At 42.2% G+C, this 24974-nt stretch carries 26 protein-coding genes; 24 read left to right on the top strand and 2 right to left on the bottom strand.

Annotated features, from left to right (window positions below):
* Positions 1 to 16: 16 nt before the first annotated feature.
* From BPOF4_RS17120 to pcp, 9 genes are all read left to right on the top strand, one after another.
* A complete protein-coding gene (locus BPOF4_RS17120) occupies positions 17 to 1018 on the top strand; it encodes an ABC transporter permease (RefSeq protein WP_012960485.1) in 1002 nt (333 codons plus the stop codon).
* Positions 1019 to 1030: 12 nt separating this feature from the next.
* Positions 1031 to 1945: a nickel transporter permease gene (nikC, locus tag BPOF4_RS17115; protein WP_012960484.1), complete on the top strand. Its 915-nt coding sequence runs from the start codon at positions 1031 to 1033 to the stop codon at positions 1943 to 1945.
* 880 nt (positions 1946 to 2825) lie between these two features.
* The gene (locus tag BPOF4_RS17110; RefSeq protein WP_012960483.1) at positions 2826 to 3833 is read left to right on the top strand and encodes an ABC transporter ATP-binding protein; all 1008 of its coding nucleotides are present in this window, start codon (positions 2826 to 2828) and stop codon (positions 3831 to 3833) included.
* Positions 3814 to 4830, top strand: coding sequence for an ABC transporter ATP-binding protein (locus BPOF4_RS17105; protein WP_012960482.1), 1017 nt, complete (start codon positions 3814 to 3816; stop codon positions 4828 to 4830). The genes BPOF4_RS17110 and BPOF4_RS17105 overlap by 20 nt, the downstream gene beginning before the upstream one ends.
* A gap of 130 nt (positions 4831 to 4960) precedes the next feature.
* Positions 4961 to 6637, top strand: coding sequence for a peptide-binding protein (locus BPOF4_RS17100; RefSeq protein ID WP_012960481.1), 1677 nt, complete (start codon positions 4961 to 4963; stop codon positions 6635 to 6637).
* Between the two features lie 83 nt (positions 6638 to 6720).
* Positions 6721 to 7668 (top strand): ABC transporter permease, encoded by a 948-nt coding sequence (locus BPOF4_RS17095; protein ID WP_012960480.1) that lies wholly within the window; start codon positions 6721 to 6723, stop codon positions 7666 to 7668.
* A gap of 14 nt (positions 7669 to 7682) precedes the next feature.
* A complete protein-coding gene (gene opp4C, locus BPOF4_RS17090; RefSeq protein ID WP_012960479.1) occupies positions 7683 to 8618 on the top strand; it encodes an oligopeptide ABC transporter permease in 936 nt (311 codons plus the stop codon).
* Between the two features lie 98 nt (positions 8619 to 8716).
* Positions 8717 to 9169, top strand: a complete 453-nt coding sequence (locus BPOF4_RS17085) for an Lrp/AsnC family transcriptional regulator (protein WP_012960478.1) — start codon at positions 8717 to 8719, stop codon at positions 9167 to 9169.
* Positions 9170 to 9231: 62 nt separating this feature from the next.
* The gene (pcp, locus tag BPOF4_RS17080; RefSeq protein ID WP_012960477.1) at positions 9232 to 9831 is read left to right on the top strand and encodes a pyroglutamyl-peptidase I; all 600 of its coding nucleotides are present in this window, start codon (positions 9232 to 9234) and stop codon (positions 9829 to 9831) included.
* 211 nt (positions 9832 to 10042) lie between these two features.
* On the opposite strand, the gene BPOF4_RS17075 is transcribed toward pcp, so the two are convergent.
* Positions 10043 to 10675 (bottom strand): YigZ family protein, encoded by a 633-nt coding sequence (locus tag BPOF4_RS17075; RefSeq protein ID WP_012960476.1) that lies wholly within the window; start codon positions 10673 to 10675, stop codon positions 10043 to 10045.
* A 256-nt stretch (positions 10676 to 10931) separates the two neighbouring features.
* Between BPOF4_RS17075 and BPOF4_RS17070 the strand changes: the two genes are divergently transcribed.
* The 3 genes from BPOF4_RS17070 (at position 10932) to BPOF4_RS17060 (ending at position 14186) form a co-directional block, all read left to right on the top strand.
* A complete protein-coding gene (locus BPOF4_RS17070) occupies positions 10932 to 12056 on the top strand; it encodes a sensor histidine kinase (protein WP_012960475.1) in 1125 nt (374 codons plus the stop codon).
* A gap of 90 nt (positions 12057 to 12146) precedes the next feature.
* A complete protein-coding gene (locus BPOF4_RS17065; RefSeq protein WP_012960474.1) occupies positions 12147 to 12848 on the top strand; it encodes a response regulator in 702 nt (233 codons plus the stop codon).
* 483 nt (positions 12849 to 13331) lie between these two features.
* Complete coding sequence (locus BPOF4_RS17060; protein ID WP_012960473.1) at positions 13332 to 14186, top strand: DegV family protein; 855 nt, start codon at positions 13332 to 13334, stop codon at positions 14184 to 14186.
* Here BPOF4_RS17060 and BPOF4_RS22545 read toward each other — a convergent pair.
* The gene (locus BPOF4_RS22545) at positions 14175 to 14399 is read right to left on the bottom strand and encodes a hypothetical protein (RefSeq protein ID WP_012960472.1); all 225 of its coding nucleotides are present in this window, start codon (positions 14397 to 14399) and stop codon (positions 14175 to 14177) included. The two genes, BPOF4_RS17060 and BPOF4_RS22545, sit on opposite strands and share 12 nt — an antisense overlap.
* A gap of 97 nt (positions 14400 to 14496) precedes the next feature.
* On the opposite strand from BPOF4_RS22545, the gene BPOF4_RS17055 reads away from it, so the two are divergent.
* The 12 genes from BPOF4_RS17055 to BPOF4_RS16995 all read left to right on the top strand — a co-directional run bounded on the left by BPOF4_RS17055 (position 14497) and on the right by BPOF4_RS16995 (position 24969).
* Positions 14497 to 15624, top strand: coding sequence for an ATP-dependent helicase ComFA (locus tag BPOF4_RS17055; RefSeq protein ID WP_012960471.1), 1128 nt, complete (start codon positions 14497 to 14499; stop codon positions 15622 to 15624).
* A 3-nt stretch (positions 15625 to 15627) separates the two neighbouring features.
* Entirely contained in the window at positions 15628 to 16335 is a 708-nt protein-coding gene (locus BPOF4_RS17050; protein ID WP_012960470.1) for a ComF family protein, read from the top strand.
* Between the two features lie 49 nt (positions 16336 to 16384).
* Positions 16385 to 16825 (top strand): TIGR03826 family flagellar region protein, encoded by a 441-nt coding sequence (locus tag BPOF4_RS17045; protein WP_012960469.1) that lies wholly within the window; start codon positions 16385 to 16387, stop codon positions 16823 to 16825.
* 91 nt (positions 16826 to 16916) lie between these two features.
* Positions 16917 to 17180, top strand: a complete 264-nt coding sequence (gene flgM / locus BPOF4_RS17040) for a flagellar biosynthesis anti-sigma factor FlgM (RefSeq protein ID WP_012960468.1) — start codon at positions 16917 to 16919, stop codon at positions 17178 to 17180.
* 17 nt (positions 17181 to 17197) lie between these two features.
* Entirely contained in the window at positions 17198 to 17695 is a 498-nt protein-coding gene (locus BPOF4_RS17035; RefSeq protein WP_012960467.1) for a flagellar protein FlgN, read from the top strand.
* Between the two features lie 18 nt (positions 17696 to 17713).
* Positions 17714 to 19285, top strand: a complete 1572-nt coding sequence (flgK, locus tag BPOF4_RS17030; protein WP_012960466.1) for a flagellar hook-associated protein FlgK — start codon at positions 17714 to 17716, stop codon at positions 19283 to 19285.
* Between the two features lie 15 nt (positions 19286 to 19300).
* Positions 19301 to 21022 (top strand): flagellar hook-associated protein FlgL, encoded by a 1722-nt coding sequence (gene flgL, locus BPOF4_RS21285; RefSeq protein WP_012960465.1) that lies wholly within the window; start codon positions 19301 to 19303, stop codon positions 21020 to 21022.
* A 23-nt stretch (positions 21023 to 21045) separates the two neighbouring features.
* The gene (locus BPOF4_RS17015) at positions 21046 to 21627 is read left to right on the top strand and encodes a DUF6470 family protein (RefSeq protein WP_012960464.1); all 582 of its coding nucleotides are present in this window, start codon (positions 21046 to 21048) and stop codon (positions 21625 to 21627) included.
* A 503-nt stretch (positions 21628 to 22130) separates the two neighbouring features.
* A complete protein-coding gene (gene fliW / locus BPOF4_RS17010) occupies positions 22131 to 22574 on the top strand; it encodes a flagellar assembly protein FliW (RefSeq protein WP_012960463.1) in 444 nt (147 codons plus the stop codon).
* Entirely contained in the window at positions 22575 to 22805 is a 231-nt protein-coding gene (csrA, locus tag BPOF4_RS17005; protein ID WP_012960462.1) for a carbon storage regulator CsrA, read from the top strand.
* Positions 22806 to 22991: 186 nt separating this feature from the next.
* Positions 22992 to 23612, top strand: coding sequence for a helix-turn-helix transcriptional regulator (locus BPOF4_RS17000; protein WP_012960461.1), 621 nt, complete (start codon positions 22992 to 22994; stop codon positions 23610 to 23612).
* A gap of 214 nt (positions 23613 to 23826) precedes the next feature.
* Positions 23827 to 24969: a flagellin N-terminal helical domain-containing protein gene (locus BPOF4_RS16995; RefSeq protein ID WP_012960460.1), complete on the top strand. Its 1143-nt coding sequence runs from the start codon at positions 23827 to 23829 to the stop codon at positions 24967 to 24969.
* Positions 24970 to 24974 lie beyond the last annotated feature (5 nt).

Here is a 24974-nt window from a genome sequence, read left to right as displayed (position 1 = left end):
GTAGCGAGGTGACATCATGCTGGCTTATGCGATGCGACGTTTATTATTGTTGATTCCTGTTTTAATCGGGATGACAATCGTGACGTTTTCAATCATTCACTTAATACCTGGAAACCCCGCACAAACCATTCTTGGTGAACAAGCCTCTCCTCAAGCAATCGCTGATCTTGAAGAGCGTCTTGGACTAAATGAGCCGTACTGGGTGCAATACGGGTTATACATGAAAGACTTGGCAACAGGGGATTTAGGGACGTCTCTTAGAACAAATAAACCGATTATGGAAGAAATTTGGCCATATTTAGCAGCCACTATCGAGTTGACGATTTTTGCAATGATTTTTGCCATTATTATTGGTGTCAACGCTGGTATTGTCAGTGCGTGGAAGCAAAATTCTTGGTTTGACTATTTGAGTATGTTCATTGCGCTCGTCGGAGTGTCGATGCCGATCTTTTGGCTCGCGTTGATGGAGCAGTGGATCTTTGCTCAAGAGCTTGGGTGGCTCCCGGCTTTCGGACGAGATAATCCGCGTGATCCGATTATTTCAACGACCGGACTCTACGTATTCGATACGATCATTAGCGGGCAATTTGATAAGACATGGGAGTCGATCAAACATTTAATTCTTCCGGGAATTGCACTTGGCACGATTCCGATGGCAATTATTGCAAGAATGACCCGTTCGAGTATGCTTGAAGTGCTTCGCTCGGATTATATTCGAACAGTCAATGCAAAAGGTTCAGGACAAGGTGTGGTTATTTATAAACATGCGCTGAAAAATGCATTAATTCCGGTATTAACGGTGGTTGGTCTGCAAACGGGGAACCTGTTAGGCGGCGCCATCTTAACCGAGACGATTTTCAGCTGGCCGGGAATTGGACGTTATATTTTTGAAGCCATCAATTATCGTGACTATCCGGTCATTCAATCTGGAATTCTCGTTGTTGCGACCATTTTTGTTTTAATTAATTTATTTGTTGATCTGCTGTATTCCTACATTGATCCGCGGATTAAATATTAAGGAGGGACTCGGATGAAAACAGAACATGCTAAGCCGTTGATGACACCAGAGCCTAATTCGCCCCCTCCAGAGGATCAATATACAGCGGTTTCTCCTTGGAGGGAAGCGTTTAAGCAGCTGAAGAAGAATAAGCTCGCAATTGTCGGGCTCATTATTATTACTAGTTTTATTTTAATTGCTATATTCGCTCCGCTTTTAACGAGCAGCTCTTATGCTGAAACCAACCCGTCAAACCGCCTGCAGGGTCCTTCTGCTGAACATTGGTTTGGAACCGATGATTTTGGGCGGGATATTTTTACGAGAATTGTGTACGGGGCAAGACTTTCCCTCCAAGTCGGGTTCTTTGCAGTTACAGGGGCTCTGATTTTCGGGACGACGCTTGGCTTGATCGCTGGCTACTACGGCCGCTGGATTGATATGTTGATCTCTCGCATTTTCGATATTATGCTCGCTTTCCCAAGCATTCTATTAGCAATTGCAATTGTTGCGATCTTAGGACCGTCATTGCAAAATGCGTTGATTGCGATTGCGATTGTCAACGTGCCTATTTTTGGACGGCTGGTCCGTTCAAAGGTCATCAGCTTGCGGGAAGAAGAATTTATTATGGCAGCCAAGGCGCAGGGGATGAAGAATGGCAGGATCATCTTCCATCATATTCTCCCAAATAGTCTCGCACCGATCATTGTTCAAGCAACGCTCGGATTCGGTACAGCGATACTCGAAGCCGCAGCACTTGGATTCCTCGGCTTAGGTGCCCAAGCGCCGATGCCAGAGTGGGGCAAGATGCTATCTGATTCACGACAATTCATCCAGTCCGCCCCATGGACGGTGCTGTTCCCAGGGTTCTCGATCATGCTTGTTGTACTAGGATTTAATATGATCGGAGACGGACTGCGTGATGCGCTCGATCCGAAAATGAAAAGCTAGATTAAAGAGTATAGCTCCTCTAGGCGATGAGGCCAGAGGAGCTTTACTTATGTGACGCGTTATAATATAGAAGAAACTCGGTATTTTATTTTGGGTAGCGGAAGATTTTTGGTACAAAAGCCACTGCGTGTGGAGCAACCGGCGCATTAATGCAGGGAAATATTACATATAAGCAGGAAATCGATCAAATAGCGGCGAAGACTGACGCAATAAGAGGAGAGAGGCGCAATATTGGTCTGAAGCGACGCAATTATAGAAGAGAGCGACGCATAAGTAGAGAGGGAAGACGCATTAAAGGCTACAACTGACGCAATCAGGCTCTGCACTATTCCTGCCCAGCACCCGATACATATTAATGTGGTATACACTCGTCCGACATCACACATCTACATCCATTAAATGTAAACGCTTACCTTTATATTAATATAATTTTTTGCTTGATTCTCCCAATTATGGGTCTATAAGCTTGTTTATAAATTCGTAAGGAATGGCTTTTTTATTTACACAATTCGAATTGGAAGCCTGTTAAATCGCATAAGGACAATGTTTCATTACATTTTGATTACGAAGTCTGTAAGAATTTATCACAAAGAAAAATTATTTTAAAAAGATTGAATATTGCATTCTTTATGACATTGACATATAATGACGTTAGTCCAATTTACTAAATTTGCAGAAAACTATGAGAAAAGTTGATAATAGCAGCTGAGACAATGGGTATGGCCGATTGTTTTAGTCCATACCAGGTATGAATGAGTATTCAATTCTCTTGATAATTCATAATTTTCTTGTTCTTGCTTACCTGGGAAATAGATTCAAGCTCTTTCTCGTTATTTCATAATTGGAATGTAGTCTTCTAGGATAAAGAGGTGTAAATGTTATGGTGGAAAACAAGCCATTGCTAGAGGTTCGAAATCTAAAAACCTATTTCTTTAAAAAAGGAAAAGAGCTTCCTGTTGTAGATGATGTGTCCTTTGAAGTGAAACAAGGGGAAACATTGGCGATTGTAGGGGAATCAGGGTCTGGTAAGAGTATGACTACGTTATCTCTTATGCGGCTGGTACCTTCTCCGGGCGGAAAAACCGTTGGCGGAGAAATTGTATTCAATGGTGAGGATCTTCTCAAGCAAGGGGAAGACAAGATGTATAAGGTTCGTGGAAATGATATCGGAATGATCTTCCAGGAGCCGATGACCTCATTAAACCCTGTATTTACAGTTGGAGATCAGTTGATGGAAACGCTCATCTACCACAAGAAGCTCTCAAAGAAACAAGCTTACGAGCGCGCTCGTGAAATGCTGCAGCTCGTTGGATTCTCTCGCGTAGATGAAATTCTTCGTGATTATCCGCACCGCTTATCTGGCGGGATGAGGCAGCGTGTCATGATTGCAATGGCGATGAGCTGTGACCCGAAACTATTAATTGCCGATGAGCCAACCACAGCACTGGATGTAACGGTTCAAGCGCAGATTCTTGATCTAATGCGAGGATTAAGTGATAAATTTAACTCTTCTATTATTCTCATTACTCATGATTTGGGAGTGGTAGCTGAACTTGCCGACCGCGTTGTCGTCATGTATGCAGGCCAGGTGGTTGAAGAAGCGAATGTGGTTCCGTTGTTTGATAAGCCTCTTCATCCTTATACAAAAGGATTAATGGAATCTGTACCGCATGTTGATGATGAAAAAGATCGGCTTACATCGATTGCCGGGAATGTGCCGACACCGGACAACTTTCCTACAGGATGCCGCTTTGTCACACGATGTCCGCACGCTATGGCGCGCTGTGTAGGAGAGCAGCCTGAGCTGCTTGAGGTTGAACCGGGACGTAAGGTGAGATGTTTCTTGTTTGAGGAAGGAGCGAGCAACAATGAGCACACAACTAACTGACCGCCCGGATGCTGGCGCGGCTAAAGAGAACGATGTATTGCTTGAAGTAAATGGCCTGAAAAAACATTTCCCAATCAAAAAAGGAATGTTTCAAAGAACAGTGGGTCATGTCAAAGCAGTAGATGACATCAGCTTCTTCGTTCGAAAAGGAGAAACATTCGGTCTTGTAGGAGAGTCTGGCTGCGGGAAGTCCACAACCGGACGAACGTTAATGCGTCTATATGAACCGACTGATGGTCAGATCATCTTTGACGGAAAAGATATCTCCAACATGAAAGAAAGAGAGCTGCATCCATTTCGTAAGGATATCCAAATGGTATTCCAGGATCCATTCTCTTCGCTTAACCCGCGAAAAACGGTGCAAACAATCTTACGTGAACCATTAAGCGTTCACGGTATGTATAAAGGGAAAGCTAGGCAGGAATACATTGAAGATTTGATGGAAAAAGTTGGTTTGAATCCAGCCTACGCCAATCGTTACCCGCATGAGTTTTCAGGTGGTCAGCGTCAGCGTATCGGGATTGCACGAGCCCTGGCATTAAATCCTAAATTGATTATTGGAGATGAGCCAGTATCAGCCCTTGATGTGTCTGTTCAGTCTCAGGTATTGAATCTATTTAAAGATCTTCAAGATGAGTTTGGACTCACTTACTTATTTATTGCCCATGATCTGGGGGTTGTTAAACATATTTCTGATCGAATCGGTGTAATGTACCTTGGGAAAATGATGGAAGTAGCAAGTAAGAAGGATTTATATGCTGATCCATTGCATCCTTACACACAGGCGCTCTTATCAGCGGTGCCTCGTTCACACCCGACAGAAGTGAAACGTGAGCGCATTATTTTAACAGGGGAAATTCCAAGTCCATCTAACCCGCCGACAGGATGTGTGTTCCATACACGCTGTCCGATGGCGATGGAAGAGTGTAAGCAAGTCACGCCGGCATATAGAGAAGTGAAAAAAGATCATTTTGTAGCTTGTCACCTTTATAAGTAAGCCAAGAATGTTTGAAAAAGGTTAATCATTAAGGGAGGTGTTGCCTACATACTAAGGCTAAAGGCAAAGCAGTAGGATGTTAGCAAGACTGCAAGAAAAAATACTTAAAAAAGGTTTAGGGGGAAAGACGATGACAAAGAAAAGTTTGTTAGTGCTGTTAGGCATGGTCATGGCGCTTATGCTTGTACTTGCAGCATGCGGCGGTTCAGATGAGCCTGCATCAACAGATGAAGATCCAGATGTTGAAGATCCAGTAGAAGGTGAAGGCGAAGATGGTGATGGTGAGGAAGCTGCAAGCGGCGAGCCTCAACAAGGTGGAAGTATCGTTTTAAGCACATCGGGTGAGCCGGTAACATTCAACCCGCTTTATATTCAAGATACAGCTAGTAGTGATGTAGCAGATATGATTCATGCGCAGCTTATTGAGGCTGACCCTGAATTAAATCTAACTCCATCCCTTGCAACAGAATTGCCTGAGATTTCTGAAGATGGATTAGAGCATACGTATACGATTCATGAAGGTGTTCTATTCCACGATGGAGAAGAGCTTACAGCTGAAGATGTAAAGTTTACTTACGATATCTTCATCCACGAAGATTACACAGGCCCACGTGCTGGTGATTTTGAATACCTTGATAGTGTTGAGGTCATTGACGATTACACAGTAAAGTTCATTTTATCTGATGTAGATGCTACGTTCTCTACACGTACTACTTATGGAATTCTTCCTAAACATATTCTAGACGATGTTCCTGTAGCAGATCTTGAAGAGCACATGGAATATAACCGTAACAACCCAATTGGTGCCGGTCCATTTGAATTCGTTGAGTATGTAGATGGACAATATATTGAGCTTGTTGCTCATGAAGATTATTTTGCTGATGGTCCATATTTAGACAAAATCACATGGCGTGTAGCGTCGGATTCAAACGCTGAATTATTACTATTTGAAACTGGTGAAACAGATCATATGATTCTGCCTGCTACAGAATATGCTACAGCTGAAACATATGACCACGGTCGTATTTCTTCAACTCTAGCATTACGATATGACTACATTGGATGGAATAATGAGCGTCCATTATTCCAAGACCCTAAAGTACGTCAAGCTTTAACAATGGCTATTGATCGTCAGCTTATCGTTGATGAAATTATGGAAGGACGTGCAGAAGTAGCGCATGCTCCGGCATCTCCTCTTAGCTGGGCTTATCCTGATTCTGCTCCTGAATTTGATTATGATCCTGAAGGTGCAAAAGAGCTTTTAGCTGAAGCTGGCTGGGAGCCTGGTGCTGATGGCATCCTTGAAAAAGATGGAGAGCGTTTCGCTTTTGAAATCCTTTCTAATGATGGTAACGTCGTTCGTCGTGACATTGGTGTTATTGTTCAACAAATGCTTGGTGATATCGGTATTGAAGTAGAAGCTCGTCAAATGGAGTGGGGTGCGTTCTTAGAACAAACAAATCCTCCAAACCGTGATTTTGATGCAGTTGTGCTTGCATGGGGATTAGGTCTTGATCCAGATCCATCAGCGATTTGGCATTCCCGTGAAAATCAAGCTGGCTTAAACAGTATCTCTTACAATAATCCGACTGTTGATGAACTTGCAGATGCAAACAAGAAAATTGTGGATCAGGATGAGCGTGCAGAAGCAATTTCTGAGATCTTCCAAATTGTTGCTGAAGAGCAACCATACACGTTCTTATTCTATCCAGAACAACATGTACTTTTAAATAACCGTTTGCAAGGTTTTACTCATCACCCACGTTTAAACAGCTACAAAGTTAATGAGTGGTACGTAACAGAGTAAGCCTTCAAGTAGTGGGGGGAAGGGGATTTCCCTCCCCTTCCTACTCTACTAAACTATCTTGAGGGATTGTGAGGAATGAAATTATGACTAGTTACATCATCAGACGGCTGATCATGATGATCCCAATTCTAATTGGTATTTCCATCATATCATTTGCAATTATGTATGCTGCACCAGGTAAGCCTGCTATTTTAAATCTTGATCCTGAGATTTCTGCAGAAGTACGAGAAGCTCAAATTGAACGACTAGGGTTAAATGATCCGATTCCTGTGCAATATGTACGTTGGTTAGGTAACGTTGCTCAAGGTGACTTTGGAACGTCCTATTCACGTAAGATGCCTGTAACGGAAATGATTTTAGATCGTCTTCCAAATACTTTGCTACTAATGGCGACCTCGCTGTTTTTAGCAGCCATAATAGCGATACCATTTGGGGTTATTTCAGCTACTAGGCAGTATTCTTTAACGGATTATGGAGTGACCTTTGGGTCGTTTATTGGACTTGCCACACCGAACTTTTGGCTAGGAATTATGTTGATCATGGTATTCTCTGTACAACTCGGATGGACACCTATTGGGGGTGTGGCTACAATAGGGGCTGACTTCAGTATACTTGATCGACTAAAACACTTGATACTGCCAGCATTAGTTCTTGCCACAGCGGATATGGCGGGACTCACTCGTTATACACGTTCTAGTATGCTTGAAGTGGTTAATCAAGATTATATACGTACCGCTCGTGCAAAAGGTTTCAGAGAGCGCCGCGTTATTTATAAGCACGGACTTCGTAACGGATTAATTCCGGTTATCACCATGTTTGGTTTAATGCTTCCGACAATGATCGGCGGTTCAGCGATCGTTGAATCAGTATTTGGCTGGCCTGGAATCGGGAAATTATTTATCGATGCGACATTCCAGCGTGATTATCCTGTCATTATGGCGATCACAATGTTTGGTGCACTATTAACAGTAATTGGTAACTTAATTGCGGATATTTTATATGCAGTCCTTGATCCGCGGATTGAGTATTAAGGAGGGGAGACTTCATGGAATCTAATGCACAACAAGTATTTCAACCGAGTACACCTGAAGGGAAACCTCCGGTTGAGGACAAGCAGTTAATTGGAGAACGTCGCTCTCTCCTATCGATTATCATTGGTAAATTTTTACAAAATAAGCTTGCCGTATTTGGCATTATCACACTCGCTATAATTACAACTGCGTGTTTACTAGCACCTTATATTGCACCACATGATCCATCTTATCAAGACCTTAGAAATCGTCTGGCTCCTCCAAGCTCTGATTTCTGGCTTGGTACTGATCATTTAGGGCGTGATTTATTTAGCCGTATGCTTTACGGTGGGCAGGTATCTCTATATGTAGGGTTTGCATCGATGCTTGGAGCAGTGGCTATTGGCTCTGTTATTGGAGCTGTAGCAGGGTATTTCGGCGGACTGGTGGATGCATTTTTAATGCGTTTAGTAGACGTAATCCTTGCGTTCCCGAATATTTTCTTATTAATTACACTCGTTGCAATCCTGCAGCCAAGCATCAATATTCTCATTCTTGTGTTTGCTTTGCTAAGTTGGACGGGGACAGCTCGTGTAGTTCGTGGAGAGTTCTTAACCTTAAAGAAACGTGAATTTGTGCTTGCCTCTCGTACAATCGGGATGTCTAATGCCCGGATTATCTTTACACAGATTTTACCAAATGCACTTGGACCTGTTATCGTAGCGGCTACTCTAGCAGTAGGTGGATTTATCCTTGCCGAATCAGCGCTAAGCTTCTTCGGTCTTGGGGTTCAACCGCCAAATGCATCTTGGGGGAATATGTTAACGGACTCTCAAAGTATTACGATTTTCCGTAACGCTTGGTGGTACCCGACATTCCCAGGTTTATTGATCTTAATAACCGTATTATGCTTTAACTTCATTGGGGACGGCCTTCGTGATGCGCTTGATCCACGAGTAATTGAAAAATAAAAACGGAAAGGACAGAGAGAGCAATTCTCTGTCCTTTTATTAAACCTGTTGCTCATTTTTTAAACGTGAGTAAGACTTAAATGAAATGAGTGATGAACATGTCTAAGATCGATGAAATGGATTACACCATTCTAAGCTTTCTGCAAGAAGACGGGAAGAAGTCTTATACCGAAATAGCAAAAGAATTAAATGTAAGTGAAGGAACTGTCCGTACAAGAATTAACCGGATGCTAAAAGATAATGTCTTTGAATTCATTATCCATATGAACCCAAATAAAATCGGCTTAAACGTACAAGTCATTATCGGCATCTCAACCAAACTCGGCTACCAAGAGAGCATAGCACGCGAGCTGAACCGCTTCTCGGAAGTCCGCTTTGTCGGTGCTTTTTCCGGCCAGCATGACTTGATTATGCAAGCCTATTTCAAAAATAACGATGATCTCGTTCACTTTGTAAATAAAGAACTAGCAAAAATAGAAGGCATTATTTCAGCTGATGTGAATATTGAGCTGAAGCAATACAAAGACTCATTTTCTTATATTACAAAATAATTTTGCGAGGGAGAGACATTCGTTTCTACCTCTTTTATCTGTTTAATTAGGAGAGAAGATAAATGAAGACCATTCTAGTAACCGGATTTGAACCCTTTTTAGATCATGAAGACAACCCAACCCGCAAAATCGCAGCAGCTATTGATGGGGAAGTCATTGGAGAATATAAAGTGAAAGCTGCGGTATTGCCGGTGACGTTTAGTGGGGCAGCGGGTAAAGTTAAAGAAAAGATAGAAGAAATTAATCCGGATGCAGTAATTATGCTCGGTCTAGCCGCAGGTCGTAATCGCATCACGCCGGAGCGTGTGGCGATCAATTGCAACGATGGTGAAGTTGATAATGATGGTGTAAAAAAGCAAGATGAGGAAATTGTCGAAGGTGGCCCAGCAGCGTATTTCTCGACGCTGCCTATCCGCCCATTTGTCGATAGATTAACAGGAGCAGGGATCCCGGCAGCCATTTCAAATACAGCAGGGACGTACGTCTGCAACAATATTATGTATCAAACGCTGCACTATCTGGGCGAGCGCGGATTAAGTATACCCGCTGGATTTGTTCATGTTCCAGCAAGTCATCAGATGGCTCTAACCAAACCAAGTTTGCCGAGTATGAGTGAAGAGGAGATGTTGCGGGCAATGCAGGTGATGATTGAGGCGATGTAACAGCTATTGATTTTAAGGGCATGGCAGGTTGAGGGTGGGCGCGATTGCGTCGATTGAAGGAGTTATTGCCTCCTTCTCGGGCGGAATCGCGTCACTCTCCACTTTATATGCGTCAAAGGCAGGCGCAATTGCGTCAGTTCAGCTTGTTAATGTATCAACTACCTAATTAATTGCGCCGCTCACCTGGCGCCAAACGAGGTCAAAGCCCAAATCAAATATCTGTCTCCAAATATACTTCTTCGCCGCGCTTAATCTCCGCCTGACCATTCGTTAAGTTGGTCATCCATTCTTCAAATGCCTCGATTTCATCTGTCGCTACATAAGTCTGCACATCCACTTGATCAAGGTAATCTATATGCTTTAGTTGAAAGATTGATTGTCTTAATTCATTTTCAACCTTGCCGAGCCAGTGGTAATCAACTTGTGTATGCACCACACACATCAGCTTGCGCTCGACCACTCCAACTGCGTTCAAACCCTCGCTGACAGCACCGCCGTAAGCGCGAATAAGTCCGCCTGCACCGAGTTTAATTCCGCCGAAATAACGCGTGACGACGACAACTACATCTTTTAATTTACGTTTTTTCAAAACTTCAAGCATTGGAACACCGGCTGTCCCGCTTGGTTCACCGTCATCATTTGCTTTTTGGATGTTGTCAGTTTCTCCAATTAGATAAGCAGAGCAATTATGAGTAGCATCACGATTTAACTTTTTAATTTCTTCAATGAAGGCTTGAGCCTCTTCTTCTGTCGTCGCGCGAGAAAAGTAGGAGATGAAGCGCGACTTTTGAATGACAATTTCATGTTCTCCCCTGTCTTTTATCGTGTAATAAATAGGTAGCAAGGCCACCAATCCTCCTCTTTTTTTCATAGTTTTACAAATCAGCGTTATCGCTATGTAATAAAGGTTTGGTACTATAGTGTAGTCATCCGATAAAGCAGTCGAGATGAGTAAAAGGACGCTAGGAATAAGTAACGCTTTTTTCATCCTATTGTTGTAAGATAAGGATAGCGGAAACTTTATCATGAAGCAAATGGACAAGCTTTAAATTTCTGCACCAGTTAGCGCCAGTATAAGGCGGTGGGGGTTGGTGAGAGCCTTGACTGACAAGAACATGTTAGACAAGATAATTGATCAAACATTAGATACGGTGGGACAAAGCCGGGAACAGATCTTTGACATTGGTGAAAAATCGAGGCAGGAGTATCAAATGCTTCAAAAAGAGCTTCAAGATGTCAGGATGAAAGTGGCCGGCGTTATTGAAAGAACAGATCGTACTCATTTACATGCGAAATTTGCGAGAAATCGCTTAGTGGAAGTAAGCAAAGCGTTCGATCGTTATAGTCATGAAGAAGTAAAATCGGCATACGAACAGGCAAATGATTTCCAAGTTCAGCTAGCCGTACTGCAACAAGAAGAAATTAAGCTTCGAGAGCGTCGTGACCATATCGAACGAAGGCTGATTAATTTAAATGAAACGATTGAAAGAGCGGAGCAATTAGCCAGTCAAATGGCTGTTGTCTACAACTTCTTATCCAGTGATTTAAAGCAAGTAGGTGAAGTTATAGAAGATGCTAGGGAAAAGCAAAGGTTTGGGCTTAAGATTATCGAGGCCCAAGAAGAAGAACGGAAAAAGCTTTCCCGGGAAATTCATGACGGACCAGCTCAAATGATGGCGAATGTTCTGCTTAGGTCTGAGCTAATAGAACGAATTTATCATGATCGCGGCATTGAAGAAGCGCTAAATGAGATTCGTGACCTTAGAAAAATGGTAAAAAGTTCACTTGCGGAAGTGAGAAGGATTATTTACGATTTGAGACCGATGGCGTTAGATGATTTGGGATTAATACCTACATTGAAGAAGTATTTAGCAAATTTTGAAGAACGCAATGGCATTGCTGTCAGGTTTCAGCATTTGGGCCGTGATCAACGAATTCCAGAAGAATATGAAGTGGCATTGTTTCGATTAATCCAAGAAGGGGTACAAAATGCCTATAAGCATGCGAACCCTACAGAAATCCAAGTTAAAATTGAAATTAAGCCTACAAAGGTTATAATGATCATTAAAGACGATGGAGTAGGATTTGATACATCAAAATTAAAAGAAGGATCATTTGGCCTCATGGGTATGAGGGAGAGGGTCAACATGCTCAAAGGAGAGCTGCAGATCCAATCGAAAATTGATATCGGCACCCTCATTTCCATTGCTGTACCATTAACATAAAGATCGATATTGTATGATTCATGATTAAATTGGATTAATTGAACTAGTAATTGGCAAAGATAATACCGTGTAAACGGAGAGGTGATAAGGATGAACGAAAATAAAAAGATCCGTATAGTACTAATTGATGACCACCAACTATTTCGTGAAGGTGTTAAACGAATCCTAGCAATGGAGCCTGATTTTGAAATTGTAGCAGACGGAGAAGATGGTTCTGAAGCAAGAGCGCTTGTAGATGAGCATCGCCCTGATGTGATTTTAATGGATATCAATATGCCAAAAGTGAACGGTGTAGAGGCAACGCGTGAGCTTGTTGCAGCATATCCAAATGTGAGAGTGTTAATCCTATCGATCCATGATGACGAGACATATGTCACGCATGTTCTTAAAACAGGTGCATCAGGCTACTTGTTAAAAGAAATGGATGCAGGTGCTCTAATTGAAGCTGTTAAAGTTGTTGCTTCAGGCGGATCTTACATTCATCCGAAAGTAACACATAACCTAATTAAAGAATACCGTCGTCTAGCTACAGAGGACGATAAATATGAAGAGTCAATCGGCTTCCGTGAAGTCGAATACAGAAAGCCACTTCATATCTTAACTCGTCGTGAGTGTGAAGTACTTCAGCTGATGACTGACGGTCAAAGCAACCGTGCGATCGGTGAGTCATTATACATTAGTGAAAAAACAGTTAAAAACCATGTAAGTAACATCCTGCAAAAAATGAGCGTAAACGACCGTACTCAAGCGGTAGTTGAAGCGATTAAAAAAGGATATGTCATCGTTCGTTAATTCGTATGGTGGACAAGAGGTACCGCTTAGTGGTATCTCTTGTTTTTGGTTGGGAGAGGAAGACTTTAAGGACAGACTAACAATGGACTGAGCGCTCAGTTGAGGTAATAACAGTCTAGACAGACGCAATCGCTCGCCACACCGGCGCAATTCAGCTCTGAATTGACGCATTCCCTGTCAACCCGCGCAATTACATGCTGAGTCGACGCAAATACCCCTGACATCCGCGCAATTCCTAGCTCCACCGACGCAATCAGAAACCGAACAGACGCAATTCCATATCCCTACATAAATCGACTATCTCTCCTCTTGTATCTTAGTAGAATTAACGGTACATTTAATAGAAGAGAAAACGAGTATAATCGAAATGAATTATTCAAATTAAATTATTCAAATTAAATTATTCAAATTAAATTATTCAAATTAAATTATTTAAAATTGAATCTTCCCAAGATGGGAAAGTAAAGTGAGGATCTATTAGATATGAATAAAGTCGCAATTGTAACAGATAGTACCGCGTATCTCGCGCCAGATATACGAGATCAGTATTCAATAGAGATGGTACCGTTAAATGTTGTTATTGGTGAAGATTCTTATCAAGAAGAAATCGACCTTACGACGAGCCAATTTTATAAGCTGTTAAAGAATACAGAAAAACTGCCTACGACATCCCAGCCGGCAATCGGACATTTTCTCGAGACATTTGAGAAACTGAAAGATCAAGGCTATGAAGAAATCATTACAATCCACTTATCTAGCAAAATTAGTGGCACATACCAGTCTGCGATGAGTGCTGCTAGTATGGTTGAAGATATCTCGGTAGAGGGATTTGACTCTGAAATCAGTTGTGCCCCTCAAGGCTATTTTGTGCTTGAAGCAGCGAAGATGGCCGCTGAAGGCGCGGATGCGAAATCCATACTAGCGCATCTAAAAGAGATTAAAACAACACTTAAAGCCTATTTCATGGTAGACAGCCTCCAGCACTTACACCGCGGCGGCCGTTTGAACGCAGCGCAGCTTGTAGTGGGTAATCTATTAAAGATCAAGCCGATTCTTCATTTTGAAGAAGGAAGCATTGTACCGTTTGAAAAAGTCCGTACGGAGAAGAAAGCTGTGGCACGTATTTGTCAGCTGCTAGAAGAAGATGTGACACAAGGCGGGGCGTACAAAGTGACAGTGATCCACGCCAACCGCTTAGAGTCAGCGCAAACTCTTGCAAAAGAAATCCAAGTGAAATTTGAAAATGTCGAAGTAGACATCAGCCATTTCGGTCCGGTGATCGGGACACATTTAGGAGAAGGAAGCCTAGGTGTATCATGGTATAAATTATCCCGCTAAAATAAATAAAGCATGAAGCAGCACCCGTTGTTTCATGCTTTTCTTTTTATCATTATCCCCAAACTTAACTAATCCTTCGAGGTGATCCCACTTGTCCACCGACTTACTCACATTTATCACAGGCAAGCGCCTGCTGCGAACAGAAATTCCCTTTCCAAAGCATGAACTAGATTTACTTATCCACACTGGTGCATTAATAGAATCTCCCAGCATCCTTTATCAACAGTCTATCCCCAGCTGTGTACGGTGCGGAAACCGTGACCGCAGTTTATTCGCCTCTCATTTTTGTCACACGTGTCAGAAGGACTGCTTGTACTGCCGACATTGCATTAAACTTGGTAAAGTTCAAGAATGTAAGCCTCTAATCCACCTCGCAACTTCTGATAAAACTCCATTTCTCAATCACTCATCCTCTTTAAAATGGAAAGGGGAACTATCGCTAGCTCAAGAGAAAGCTTCAAATTCTGTAATCAAAGCAGTAGAAGAGAAGAGTTCTCTCTTACTGTGGGCCGTGTGCGGGGCAGGGAAAACAGAGATGCTTTTTAAAGGAATCGAAGCGGCTATCAATAAAGGTGAAAGAGTATTGATTGCGACGCCTCGTGTGGATGTGGTCAAAGAGTTATCCCCACGACTCCGTACTGTCTTCCCTTCTATACCAATAGCAAGCCTATACGGCGGCAGTAAAGACCAGCACATAAACGCCCAGCTTGTGATCGCCACCACTCATCAAGTGATGCGGTACTTCCAAAGCTTTGATGTGGTGATTGTAGATGAAGTCGATGCATTTCCGTTCAGTTACGACAAAAGCCTCCAATATGCGATTAAACAAGCAAGAAAGCCCCAATCGAGCCTCATCTATTTAACAGCTACCCCTACCAGCCAAATTAGAAAAATACCCAAACTAGAAATCGTTTATGTACCGAGGCGTTACCACGGCTTTTCACTGCCTGTCCCAACCTTCACCTGGTGCGGCAATTGGCGGACACGTCTCACGAAAAAGAAACTCCCTCCTGTTGTGATGAAGTGGCTTCAGGAACGACTCGAAGCTAAGAAGCCTACGCTCTTATTCTTGCCATCAGTTGACGTGTTAAAGGAAATTTCTCATCTATTAGGCTCTCAATCTATTAAACATGAAGCGGTCTATGCAGCTGATAAAGCGAGGCATGAAAAAGTAGCTAGATTTCGAAACGAAGAGTATTCTCTTTTGCTAACGACAACGATTCTTGAGCGTGGAATAACCATTTCAAACCTTGATGTTGCGGTACTCGGGGCGGAAGATCATGTGTTTACCGAATCAGCGCTTGTTCAAATTGCAGGACGGGTTGGAAGAAGTGCCAAGATGCCAACGGGTGATGTCACCTTTTTTCATTACGGGAAGACTGACGCAATGGTACGGGCGAGAGCGCAGATTAACTGGATGAACAAGAGGGAGGTATAGGTGGTGAGGTGTTTAATTTGTCACGAGAAAACGCAGGCTAAGTTGAGTTGGAGTACGATCTTTTTAGGAAGTGAGGAAGAGTTGGTTTGCGAGAGATGTGAAGAGGGGCTGGAAATGTTAGGCGGGGAGCAATGCGAGCTGTGCAGCCGTGTGCTCGGAGGTATGTGGCGATCTTCTGCTGAGTCCTTATGTCTTGATTGTACTAAATGGAACCAGCACGAAACAGCACAAGACCTGCTTGTCAAAAACACCTCGCTTTACGCATATAATGAGACGATGAAAGAGTGGCTCGCTCAATATAAATACCAAGGGGATGCTGAGGTTAGCCGCTATTTTTCAACCAAACTAAAAAGCTTTTATGCTAAAAACTTTAGAGACTATTCGCCTGTTCTCATGCCACTCAGCAACGAACGTCTTCATGCTCGCGGTTTTAATCAAGTGGAGCTGATAACAAAGGAGTGGCTTGCTCCTACTGTGACGCTGGGCAGGAGGGAGAGCGAGCAGCAAAGCAAGAAAAATCGTAAAGCGAGAGTCTCTCAATTGAATCAATCGCCTTTTTATATACAGAGTGGAATAGACTCGGTGAAAACACTTAAAAAAATCGTGTTAGTTGACGATGTATATACTACAGGGACAACGGTGCGGCAGGCTGCTTACGTCTTAAGGAAGCACGGCGCAGAGCATATTGAATCGTTAACGCTTGCTAGGTAAGAATGCGCCGCATACGTTATAATGAAATGGTAAGAGAGGAGAGGCGGATATGAAAAATGTAGCCAATTGCCCGAAGTGTGGGGCTTTATTTGTAAAGGCACTCCGTCCATTATGCAACGCATGTTATAAAGAACAAGAAGAGAACTACGATAAAGTTTCACGCTTTATGCGTCGTAAACAAAACCGTATGGCCTCAATCCGCGAGGTGCATGAGAAAACAGAGGTGCCCCTTGAACAGATTCATCAATTTGTGAAAGAAGGGCGAATCCTCGTCACTCATTTTCCAAACATGGGTTACCCATGTGAATCATGCGGTGCGCTTATTCAAGAAGGCCGTATCTGTGAAAGCTGCAAAGGGAATATAACAGGTGGTTTAGAACAGATTCAAAAAGAGAAAGAGTTTAAAGAGCGCGTGGCAGAAAATTTAAAAGCTGAAGAAAGTGCCCAGAATAAAACGTATCACTCTTTAGATGACCGGTTTGATAAATAATCCTTAACAGAGACAACCCCCGTGCCGATATAAGCTGTAAGAGCCATCGGTACGTTTTTATGTCAGTGATGTTAAAAAAGGAGGGAAAACGATGAAGATTAATTCATACCAGTCCATCCAGCAAAATCCTTACAGAAAACAAGTAGACACATCTGAAAAGCTTCAAGGTGCAAAGAAGAAAGTTGATAAGCTTGAAATTTCAACAGAAGCACTTGAAATGCAAAAAGGAAACCCAATCGAGAAGGCGCGCGAGGAAAAAGTAGAGGCGCTTAAAAAGCAGATCGAAGCTGGGGAATACAAAGTGAATCCAGAAGCTGTAGCGAAGAAAATGTATGAGTTCTGGAATGATAAATAAAAGGACAGGTGAGTATCATGTCAGCACAATTGGTGATCCAAGCATTAGCGGAGCTGTTAAAGCTTCATCAAGAATTGAATAAGACAGCAGTGCAGAAGCTTGGTGCGATTAAAGCCAATGACATGAATGCTCTTGGCCAGGTTGTTCGCGAGGAAGCTAAGCTGATTCGTGCTATACAAACGGCAGATGCAAAAAGGGTACGTACAGCAGAAGAGTTTATGAGGCATAAGGGAGAGGGCAGAGAAGACGCGACGGTTCAAACATTGCTCACCTATACGGAGGGTGAAGACCGTCTCATGATCGAGAGATTGCAGAAAGCTTTGCTAAAGGAAGTAAGGAGACTTTCTGAGCAGAACGAGCAAAACAAAGAGTTAATTGAAGAATCCTTGCGTTTTGTTAACCTTTCCCTTGACCTCATGGTGCCGCAGACAGAGGATGTGCACTATCAGAATCCAACAAACAAACAAGATCAAACAGAGCTTTACAGCCGCTCTGCCTTTGATTCGAAAGCTTAAGTAAGTGGAGGAGCAGAAATGAAATCAACTTTTCATGGATTAGAAACAGCAAGACGTGCGATGATGACGCAGCAGTACGCTTTGCACACAACCGGTCATAATATTGCCAACGCGAACACACCTGGCTACTCGCGTCAGCGTGTTAATTTTACGCAAGCAGAGCCTTACCCAAGTATTGGAATGAACCGTCCAATGCTGCCGGGGCATCTTGGGACGGGTACGAAAGCGGGATCGATTCAGCGTGTGCGCGAGCATTTTCTTGATATTCAATTTAGAAATGAACAAAGTAAAACAGGCTACTGGAGCACACGCCACACTGGCCTTCAAAAAATGGAAGACATCCTAAATGAGCCGAGCACAGACGGGATTGCAAGTACGATGGACCGCTTTTGGAATGCGCTGCAAGATTTATCAACAGACCCGCAGGATTCGGGGGCGCGTTCTGTTGTTCGGGAGCGCGGGGTTGCTGTGGCTGAAGTGTTTAATTATGTTTCCAACTCTCTAACAATCATCCAGAAAGATTTAAAAGGGGAGATAGGTGTTCAAGAAAAAGCCTTTAATTCGATTCTTGATCAAATAAAAAATATCAATGAAGAGATTTCTAAAGTGGAGCCGCACGGGTATGTTCCTAATGACCTTTACGATCGCAGAGACAACTTGATTGATGAGTTATCGCAATATGTAAACGTGAAGATAGACCGCATTGAATCAGGCGGAAATGCTTCTAGTGTGGCAGAAGGTGCTTACAATGTAAGACTTGTTGACAGTGACGGAAAAGACTTAGGAATTACGCTGATTGACGGTGCAAATCATTCGGTTAACTACCTCTCCATCGATTTTGCTGGAACTAACGGAGAAGGTCTTGTTGAGAATCTATCATTTGGCGGGAATAGTATGTCAGTTGCCGAGTTTGAGTCTAGAGGAAGCATTAAAGCGATCATTGAATCGTTTGGTTACATGGATGGAGGCGCGGAAAAAGGTGTCTACCCTGAAATGCTGCATGATCTAGATCAGATGGTAGCGACCTTTGTCGAAGAGTTTAATAAAGTCCACCGCGCAGGCTGGAATCTTGAAGATATTGAGGCTGGAGAAAAAGGACCGTCTCTTAACTTCTTCACCTATAGTGGAACCGGAGCATCTCCTACATCTGATCAACCAGCGGGAGCTGCAAGCCGTTTACAATTATCAGCGGATATTATGACAAGCAGCAATAAAATTGCCGCCGCAAAGCCTGGTGTTGACGGTGTGGCGTTCGTAGGGAGTGGTGCGAATGCGCTTGAACTTGCCAATGTGAAAGATAAAACACTTAATTACGGGGGAACGAACACGAGCGTTCAAAGCTTCTATCAGAGCGTGATTGGTGATATGGCTGTTCATACAAATGAGGCAAACCGTATGATGAGAAATGCAGATATGCTGAGAAATACGGTAGAGGAACGCAGGCAGTCAGTGAGCAGCGTATCATTAGATGAAGAAATGACCGATATGATTAAATTTCAACATGCATACAATGCGGCAGCTAGAAATATTACGATGGTCGATGAGATGCTTGATCGTATTATTAACGGCTTGGGTGTTGTGGGCAGATAAGAAGGTGTGAGATAGATGCGTGTAACTCAATCAATGTTAGCTAATAATGCGCTCAGAAACATTAGTTCTGGCTATGCGAATTTAGCCCAAATACAAGATAGACTAGCAACAGGAAAAAAGTTTACGAGAGCGTCTCAGGATCCTGTTGTTGCCATGAACGGAATGCGCTACCGCACGCAAGTAACAGAAGTGACTCAATTTAAACGTAATCTTGCGGAGATGTACAATTTTATGGAGAGCTCGGACTCCGCTTTAGGTGAAGTCAATCAGGCGTTACAGCGTATTCGTGAACTGACAGTCCAAGCGTCAAACGATACGTATAATTCCAACGACCGTAAAAATATTATTCAAGAAATCCAGCAGCTGAGCGAGCACTTAGCTTCGATTGGAAATACAAAAGTTAACAATAAGTATTTATTTAATGGAACGAATACTTCAAAGCAGCCAATCGACTTATCGAAACTGCCAAACTATCTTAATCGACCACAATTTGTAGGGGTTTCCGATACGCCAAATCCAATGCCGTATCAAAATCTTGGTTCCTATGACGTTGAAAGCACGTTTACTGGTTTGTCTTTTGATGCCGACCAATTGCGAGAAACATTTAATCTAGAAAATGTAGAAGATTTAGAAGGTAAAACATTGCGAATTGGCCCATTTGAAGGCGGGGGTACTGTTGAGGTGACCTTAGCAGCAGTGGGAGATGGTGTTTATAAAGTTCCACTAACCACTCAGCAACATAATTATCTCGAAGGAAACAATGAGGTGGACGTTCAGTTATTTGAAATTGAACCACTTGATGGCGAAACCGTCCAATTTACTGACACTAATGGCGAATTAAAGTTTCAAGAGCCTCAGAATATTTCCCTAACGATACCAGCTAGTACACTGCAGGCGTCAGCAAATGATGTAGTAACGGTGAATATTCCGGGGCATGATCCAATCCAGCTTCCTTACCGTTCTGCAACAGGTTCATTTGAAGTGAGTGGATTAAATGGTTATTCACTAGAAGAAATTCAAAATGCAACCGTGGAAGTAAACGGGCAAACTGTAGAAACTCGTATTGAGATCGAGCTTAGTGATCTTGAGCCGCCATATCAAGCGGAGGACTACTTTGCTACGCTAATGTTTAACAATAAAGAGTATCGTTTTGTATATGACGAAGCTACTGGGAAATATGTAAATCAACAACCGATCTATGCACCAATAGAAGAAATAGAGGCAGCGATTAAAGCAGTTGATAAACAAAACAATAATCGTTTCTTTAATGTAAACGTCATTCCATCTAAGTCACCAGTATCCGGAAACAATGAAACAATTGAAATTGAACTTCTTAAAGGCGTAACCATTGCCAGCAATGTAAATACGCAAAATGTTATTTCAGCTGAGTTGTTTGCGATTATTAAAGAGATAACAGATGAGCTTGAACTATTGATGGATGATATGGAACACTCGAGCGGAAGCAAGATTAACGGGTATTTAGATCGATTAGATAAATGCATGGATGATGTGTTATCAGCCCGCGCCAATCTAGGAGCGCGTATTAACCGGGTTGAGATGATTGAAAACCGCGTTCTAGAGCAAGAAGTAATTGCCAAACGTATTATGTCTGAAAATGAAGATGCGGATATGGAGCAAGTAATTATTGATTTAACTACACAAGAAAGTGTTCACCGTGCAGCGATGGCGGTCGGGGCACGAATTATCCAGCCGTCTTTACTCGACTTCTTACGTTAATCTCATAAATAGGAGGTGGGGTTGTGCAGCTAGCATCACTCAATATCCAAACGACTCCCGCCCAAACGGGATTAAGATCACAAAAAGGGACACTGCAGCTTAAGCAGCATCAAGCTGACTTGAACATCCAAACGAATCGAGAGCCGCTTAAGATCAGCACAACCTATCCGCAGTTATCGATAGATCAAACAGAAGCCTTCGCTGATGCGAATCTAAAGAATCCATTACGTTTTGCCAATGATAACTACGGGAAGATAAAATCGATCGTCTATGAGTATCTTGCAAAGAAAACTCAAGAAGGCACTCAGATGATGGAAATAGAGCATGGGTACGGCGGAGCGATTGCACGGATCGCAAAGCAAAACAGCCAATCTCCTGAACCGCAGCTACAATTAGTGAACATCCCTCGCTCGATGAACCAAACAAAGATTGATTTTCGACCAAGTGAAATCAGTTTTCAAGTTCCGCGTCACGAAGCAGCTATTTCTGTGAACCGGCGTGAGCCAGAAGTACACATGCCAAAATGGCAGACCGAAACGTATGTAAAACAAAAAAATAGCATCTCCTTTCAAGCGATTGGAGCTGCTATTGATTCAAGCTTATAGGGCGACAGTTCGCAAGAGAGCTGCAGAGGATTGCAGTCTCTCGCCAGGTCTGTCAATGCTGTTCGGGGCACTGCTTTTGAACAGAACTCCACACCTGTAACGAACGACTTGCCCCGCGCTCAGCAAGATGTCTCCGCCAAACCTTACATACCTCCATTTAAACACACCAAAATAAAGGATTGAACACACTACACCTTTTATGCAAAGCCCTTTTTTAAGTTGTTTTCAAATTGGAAATACGTAACGTTTGAGAAGGCATATTGAAGAATGTGAGGCAGGCTGCCGCTTGGTTACCCAAACGGTTCAACCAGTCGTATGGGGTAGGTACCTAGGTAAATAGCGGACTATTTACCTAGGTATAATGTAATTTTCTACATAAGTTTGTAAATTCCTTCAAGTTTTTAAAAGTTTTTAATTATTTTTAAGAATCTTGTTAAACAAAGTCGAGATTGCTAGAAGACATGCTATCATAAAGGAAGAAATCGACAAAAGGTGTGATAGATTTGAAGATTGAAACCAAATATACAGGAACGATTGAAATAGAAGAAAGCCGATTCATTCGCTTTGAAAAGGGGATTCCGGCATTTGAAGAAGAGAAGTCTTTTGTGCTGCTTCCTTTTGAAGAAGGAACGCCTTTTTATGTGCTGCAATCAACGACAACACAAGAGGTAGCATTTATTGTCATTAACCCATTTCAATTTGTACCGGGCTATCAGGTGAAGCTGCCTGACTCAACAATTGAGCAGCTAGATATTCAATCAGAGGAAGAAGTGGCGACATTCGTAATGCTGACAGTGAAAGAACCGTTTGAAGAGACAACGGCTAATTTGCAAGCGCCTGTTATTATTAATGCTGCCAAACAAAAAGGAAAGCAGCTTTTATTAAGCAACACAGACTACCTCACGAAAGCTCAAATCTTTAAGCAACCAGTGAAAGGAGAGGCGTAAATGCTCGTCCTGACACGAAAGTTAAAAGAAGCGATCCAAATTGGAGATGACATTGAAGTTAAGATCCTTGCTGTTGACGGAGATCAAATTAAGCTTGGAATTGATGCCCCGCGAAATATTGAAATTCATCGTAAAGAAGTGTACTTAGATATTCAAAAGGAAAACCATGAAGCAGCAAGAAAAGTATCTTTAGAAGGGCTGAGAGGATATATCAAGCGAGATCAAACCTAAAAAGAACAAATCTCACATACTGGTGAGATTTGTTCTTTTTTGTCGTATTTAGCAGAATTTTAGGTAAAAACTAATAGTCTAAAAGGATCTTTTATGATATATTCTTTGTAATACGAAATTTTGACAAGGATGTCGATTAAATTTGTCGAATGAATAGAGTAAGTCAGTAAATGAGGGAGGATTTACATGCATACAACAACACAGAAAGAGTCCATCACCTTTATAACGACTGATGCTTCCTTGCAAACAAAAATCATAGAAGGTCTAAATGAATACCAACAAAACGAACTAACCTTTCGAGTGATACATAATCCTGAAGACGTCCGCACTTGTTTAGAACTTCTACAAAAGAAAACGAAGAAGTATAGCAGTCAGCAGAAAAAATACATATGGGTTATCAGCGAAGAAGAGCAAGATCTCGCAAAAGAAATATTGTCGTATGGGCAAGCAAGCATTATCGCTAAAGAAAGCAGCTGCCTCATCAAATCAATGGATCAAGCCATCAAGCATTATCCATGCCTAGATCTGCCGTTTCAAAAGGGTATACTAGCTATGGTCTACCGCAATAACAAGCCAAAGCGAACGGAAGACTTAACGATCAGCCTCGACTCGCACTCTGAATTTAATCAAACCGAAAAAGATATCATTTATTACTTACTTCAAGGCAAAACGGCAGAGCAAATTGCAGAGCAAACGTATAACTCTGTCCACACGATTAATAACAACATCGTGAAAATTAAGAGGAAGCTCAATGTAAGGTCGAAGGTAGAGATTATCACGCATTTTGTGAAGAAGAATAGAAGGTAGAGGAAAGCACTTGATCGAAGGATCAGGTGTTTTTTTGTTAGAAGAAAAGTCACAAATAAAAGTAAAAAAACACTAAACACTTTACCTCTCATACCGATATAAAGAGTGTAAGCACGAGGACCTAGTTAGCGGCCGATAACAAAGTCCTACGGCTCAAATATCACTATCCAACCACAAGGACGTGGGCGGACTCAAATTCAAGGAGGAATTTTACATGATTATTAACAATAATATCCCAGCGTTGAATACGTACCGTCAGATGGGTGTAAACCAACAAAACGGACAAAATGCAATGGAGAAATTAGCATCTGGTCTTCGTATTAACCGTGCAGGTGATGATGCAGCCGGACTTGCAATCTCTGAGAAAATGCGTGGACAGATCAGAGGTTTAGATCAAGCTTCTCGTAACTCTCAAGATGGTATCTCTTTAATTCAAACAGCTGAAGGAGCTTTACAAGAAACACACTCAATTCTTCAACGTATGCGTGAATTAGCAGTTCAATCTTCAAACGATACGAATAACGATAAAGACCGTGAAGAATTACAAAAAGAAGTTGATCAGTTAGCTCAAGAAATCACACGTATTGCAGATAATACTGAGTTTAATACTAAGAACTTAATGGGTGAAAATGGTTTTTCAGGTAAGTTTCATATTGGTGCAAATGCAGGACAAGATATTACATTAAGTATTGATAATATGACTTCAAAAGCATTGGGAGTTAATGAAGCTACAGCATCTGCAGTTGATGTTGGAGATTATGCATCCGTAAAAAATAATACTGAAACAGAAATAACAATTGAGTTTGCGGCACTTGGTGGAGGTGCTGAAATTAGTGAAACAACAGCTGTAATGAGTGAAGATGGAACTACAATTACTGTTACATTAGCTCAAGCTGCTGACAATAGTGCAACTGCTTCTAAACAAGATGTTATTGATGCTTTAAAGGGTATCGGTGAAATCTCAGTATTAGAAAAAGATGTTGACCTAACTGCAGACGCAGCAGTAGTAACTGATATTACTGTAGGTGCCGCTACTATTGATACATCAAAAGGAATTGATATTTCATCTTCTCAAGCTGCAGCATCAAGTGCTATTACAACTATTAACAGTGCAATTGAAACGGTTTCTGCAGAGAGGTCTAAACTGGGTGCGGTTCAAAACCGTTTAGAGCACACAATCTCTAACTTAAACAACTCTTCTGAGAACCTACAAGCTGCAGAATCACGTATCCGAGACGTAGACATGGCTCGTGAAGTAATGGAAATGACGAAGAATAACATTCTTTCTCAAGCTTCTCAAGCAATGCTTGCACAAGCGAACCAAGCTCCACAAGCTGTTTTACAGTTACTTGGATAATTTTA

Origin of the sequence: Alkalihalophilus pseudofirmus OF4, assembly GCF_000005825.2 — a bacterium.
Taxonomy (GTDB): domain Bacteria; phylum Bacillota; class Bacilli; order Bacillales; family Bacillaceae_D; genus Alkalihalophilus; species Alkalihalophilus pseudofirmus.
Note: the sequence above shows the minus strand (reverse complement) of the source record. Positions and strands in the feature narration are given on the sequence as shown.

Coding starts and splice junctions, on each gene's coding strand:
- flgM (WP_012960468.1), top strand. CDS start 16,917: ATGAAGATTAATTCATACCAGTCCATCCAGCAAAATCCTTACAGAAAA.
- csrA (WP_012960462.1), top strand. CDS start 22,575: ATGCTCGTCCTGACACGAAAGTTAAAAGAAGCGATCCAAATTGGAGAT.
- nikC (WP_012960484.1), top strand. CDS start 1,031: ATGAAAACAGAACATGCTAAGCCGTTGATGACACCAGAGCCTAATTCG.
- pcp (WP_012960477.1), top strand. CDS start 9,232: ATGAAGACCATTCTAGTAACCGGATTTGAACCCTTTTTAGATCATGAA.
- BPOF4_RS16995 (WP_012960460.1), top strand. CDS start 23,827: ATGATTATTAACAATAATATCCCAGCGTTGAATACGTACCGTCAGATG.
- flgL (WP_012960465.1), top strand. CDS start 19,301: ATGCGTGTAACTCAATCAATGTTAGCTAATAATGCGCTCAGAAACATT.
- BPOF4_RS17065 (WP_012960474.1), top strand. CDS start 12,147: ATGAACGAAAATAAAAAGATCCGTATAGTACTAATTGATGACCACCAA.
- BPOF4_RS17120 (WP_012960485.1), top strand. CDS start 17: ATGCTGGCTTATGCGATGCGACGTTTATTATTGTTGATTCCTGTTTTA.
- BPOF4_RS17045 (WP_012960469.1), top strand. CDS start 16,385: ATGAAAAATGTAGCCAATTGCCCGAAGTGTGGGGCTTTATTTGTAAAG.
- BPOF4_RS17110 (WP_012960483.1), top strand. CDS start 2,826: ATGGTGGAAAACAAGCCATTGCTAGAGGTTCGAAATCTAAAAACCTAT.
- BPOF4_RS17060 (WP_012960473.1), top strand. CDS start 13,332: ATGAATAAAGTCGCAATTGTAACAGATAGTACCGCGTATCTCGCGCCA.
- BPOF4_RS17000 (WP_012960461.1), top strand. CDS start 22,992: ATGCATACAACAACACAGAAAGAGTCCATCACCTTTATAACGACTGAT.
- BPOF4_RS17095 (WP_012960480.1), top strand. CDS start 6,721: ATGACTAGTTACATCATCAGACGGCTGATCATGATGATCCCAATTCTA.
- opp4C (WP_012960479.1), top strand. CDS start 7,683: ATGGAATCTAATGCACAACAAGTATTTCAACCGAGTACACCTGAAGGG.
- BPOF4_RS22545 (WP_012960472.1), bottom strand. CDS start 14,399: ATGCTGGGAGATTCTATTAATGCACCAGTGTGGATAAGTAAATCTAGT.
- BPOF4_RS17105 (WP_012960482.1), top strand. CDS start 3,814: ATGAGCACACAACTAACTGACCGCCCGGATGCTGGCGCGGCTAAAGAG.
- BPOF4_RS17100 (WP_012960481.1), top strand. CDS start 4,961: ATGACAAAGAAAAGTTTGTTAGTGCTGTTAGGCATGGTCATGGCGCTT.
- BPOF4_RS17085 (WP_012960478.1), top strand. CDS start 8,717: ATGTCTAAGATCGATGAAATGGATTACACCATTCTAAGCTTTCTGCAA.
- flgK (WP_012960466.1), top strand. CDS start 17,714: ATGAAATCAACTTTTCATGGATTAGAAACAGCAAGACGTGCGATGATG.
- BPOF4_RS17035 (WP_012960467.1), top strand. CDS start 17,198: ATGTCAGCACAATTGGTGATCCAAGCATTAGCGGAGCTGTTAAAGCTT.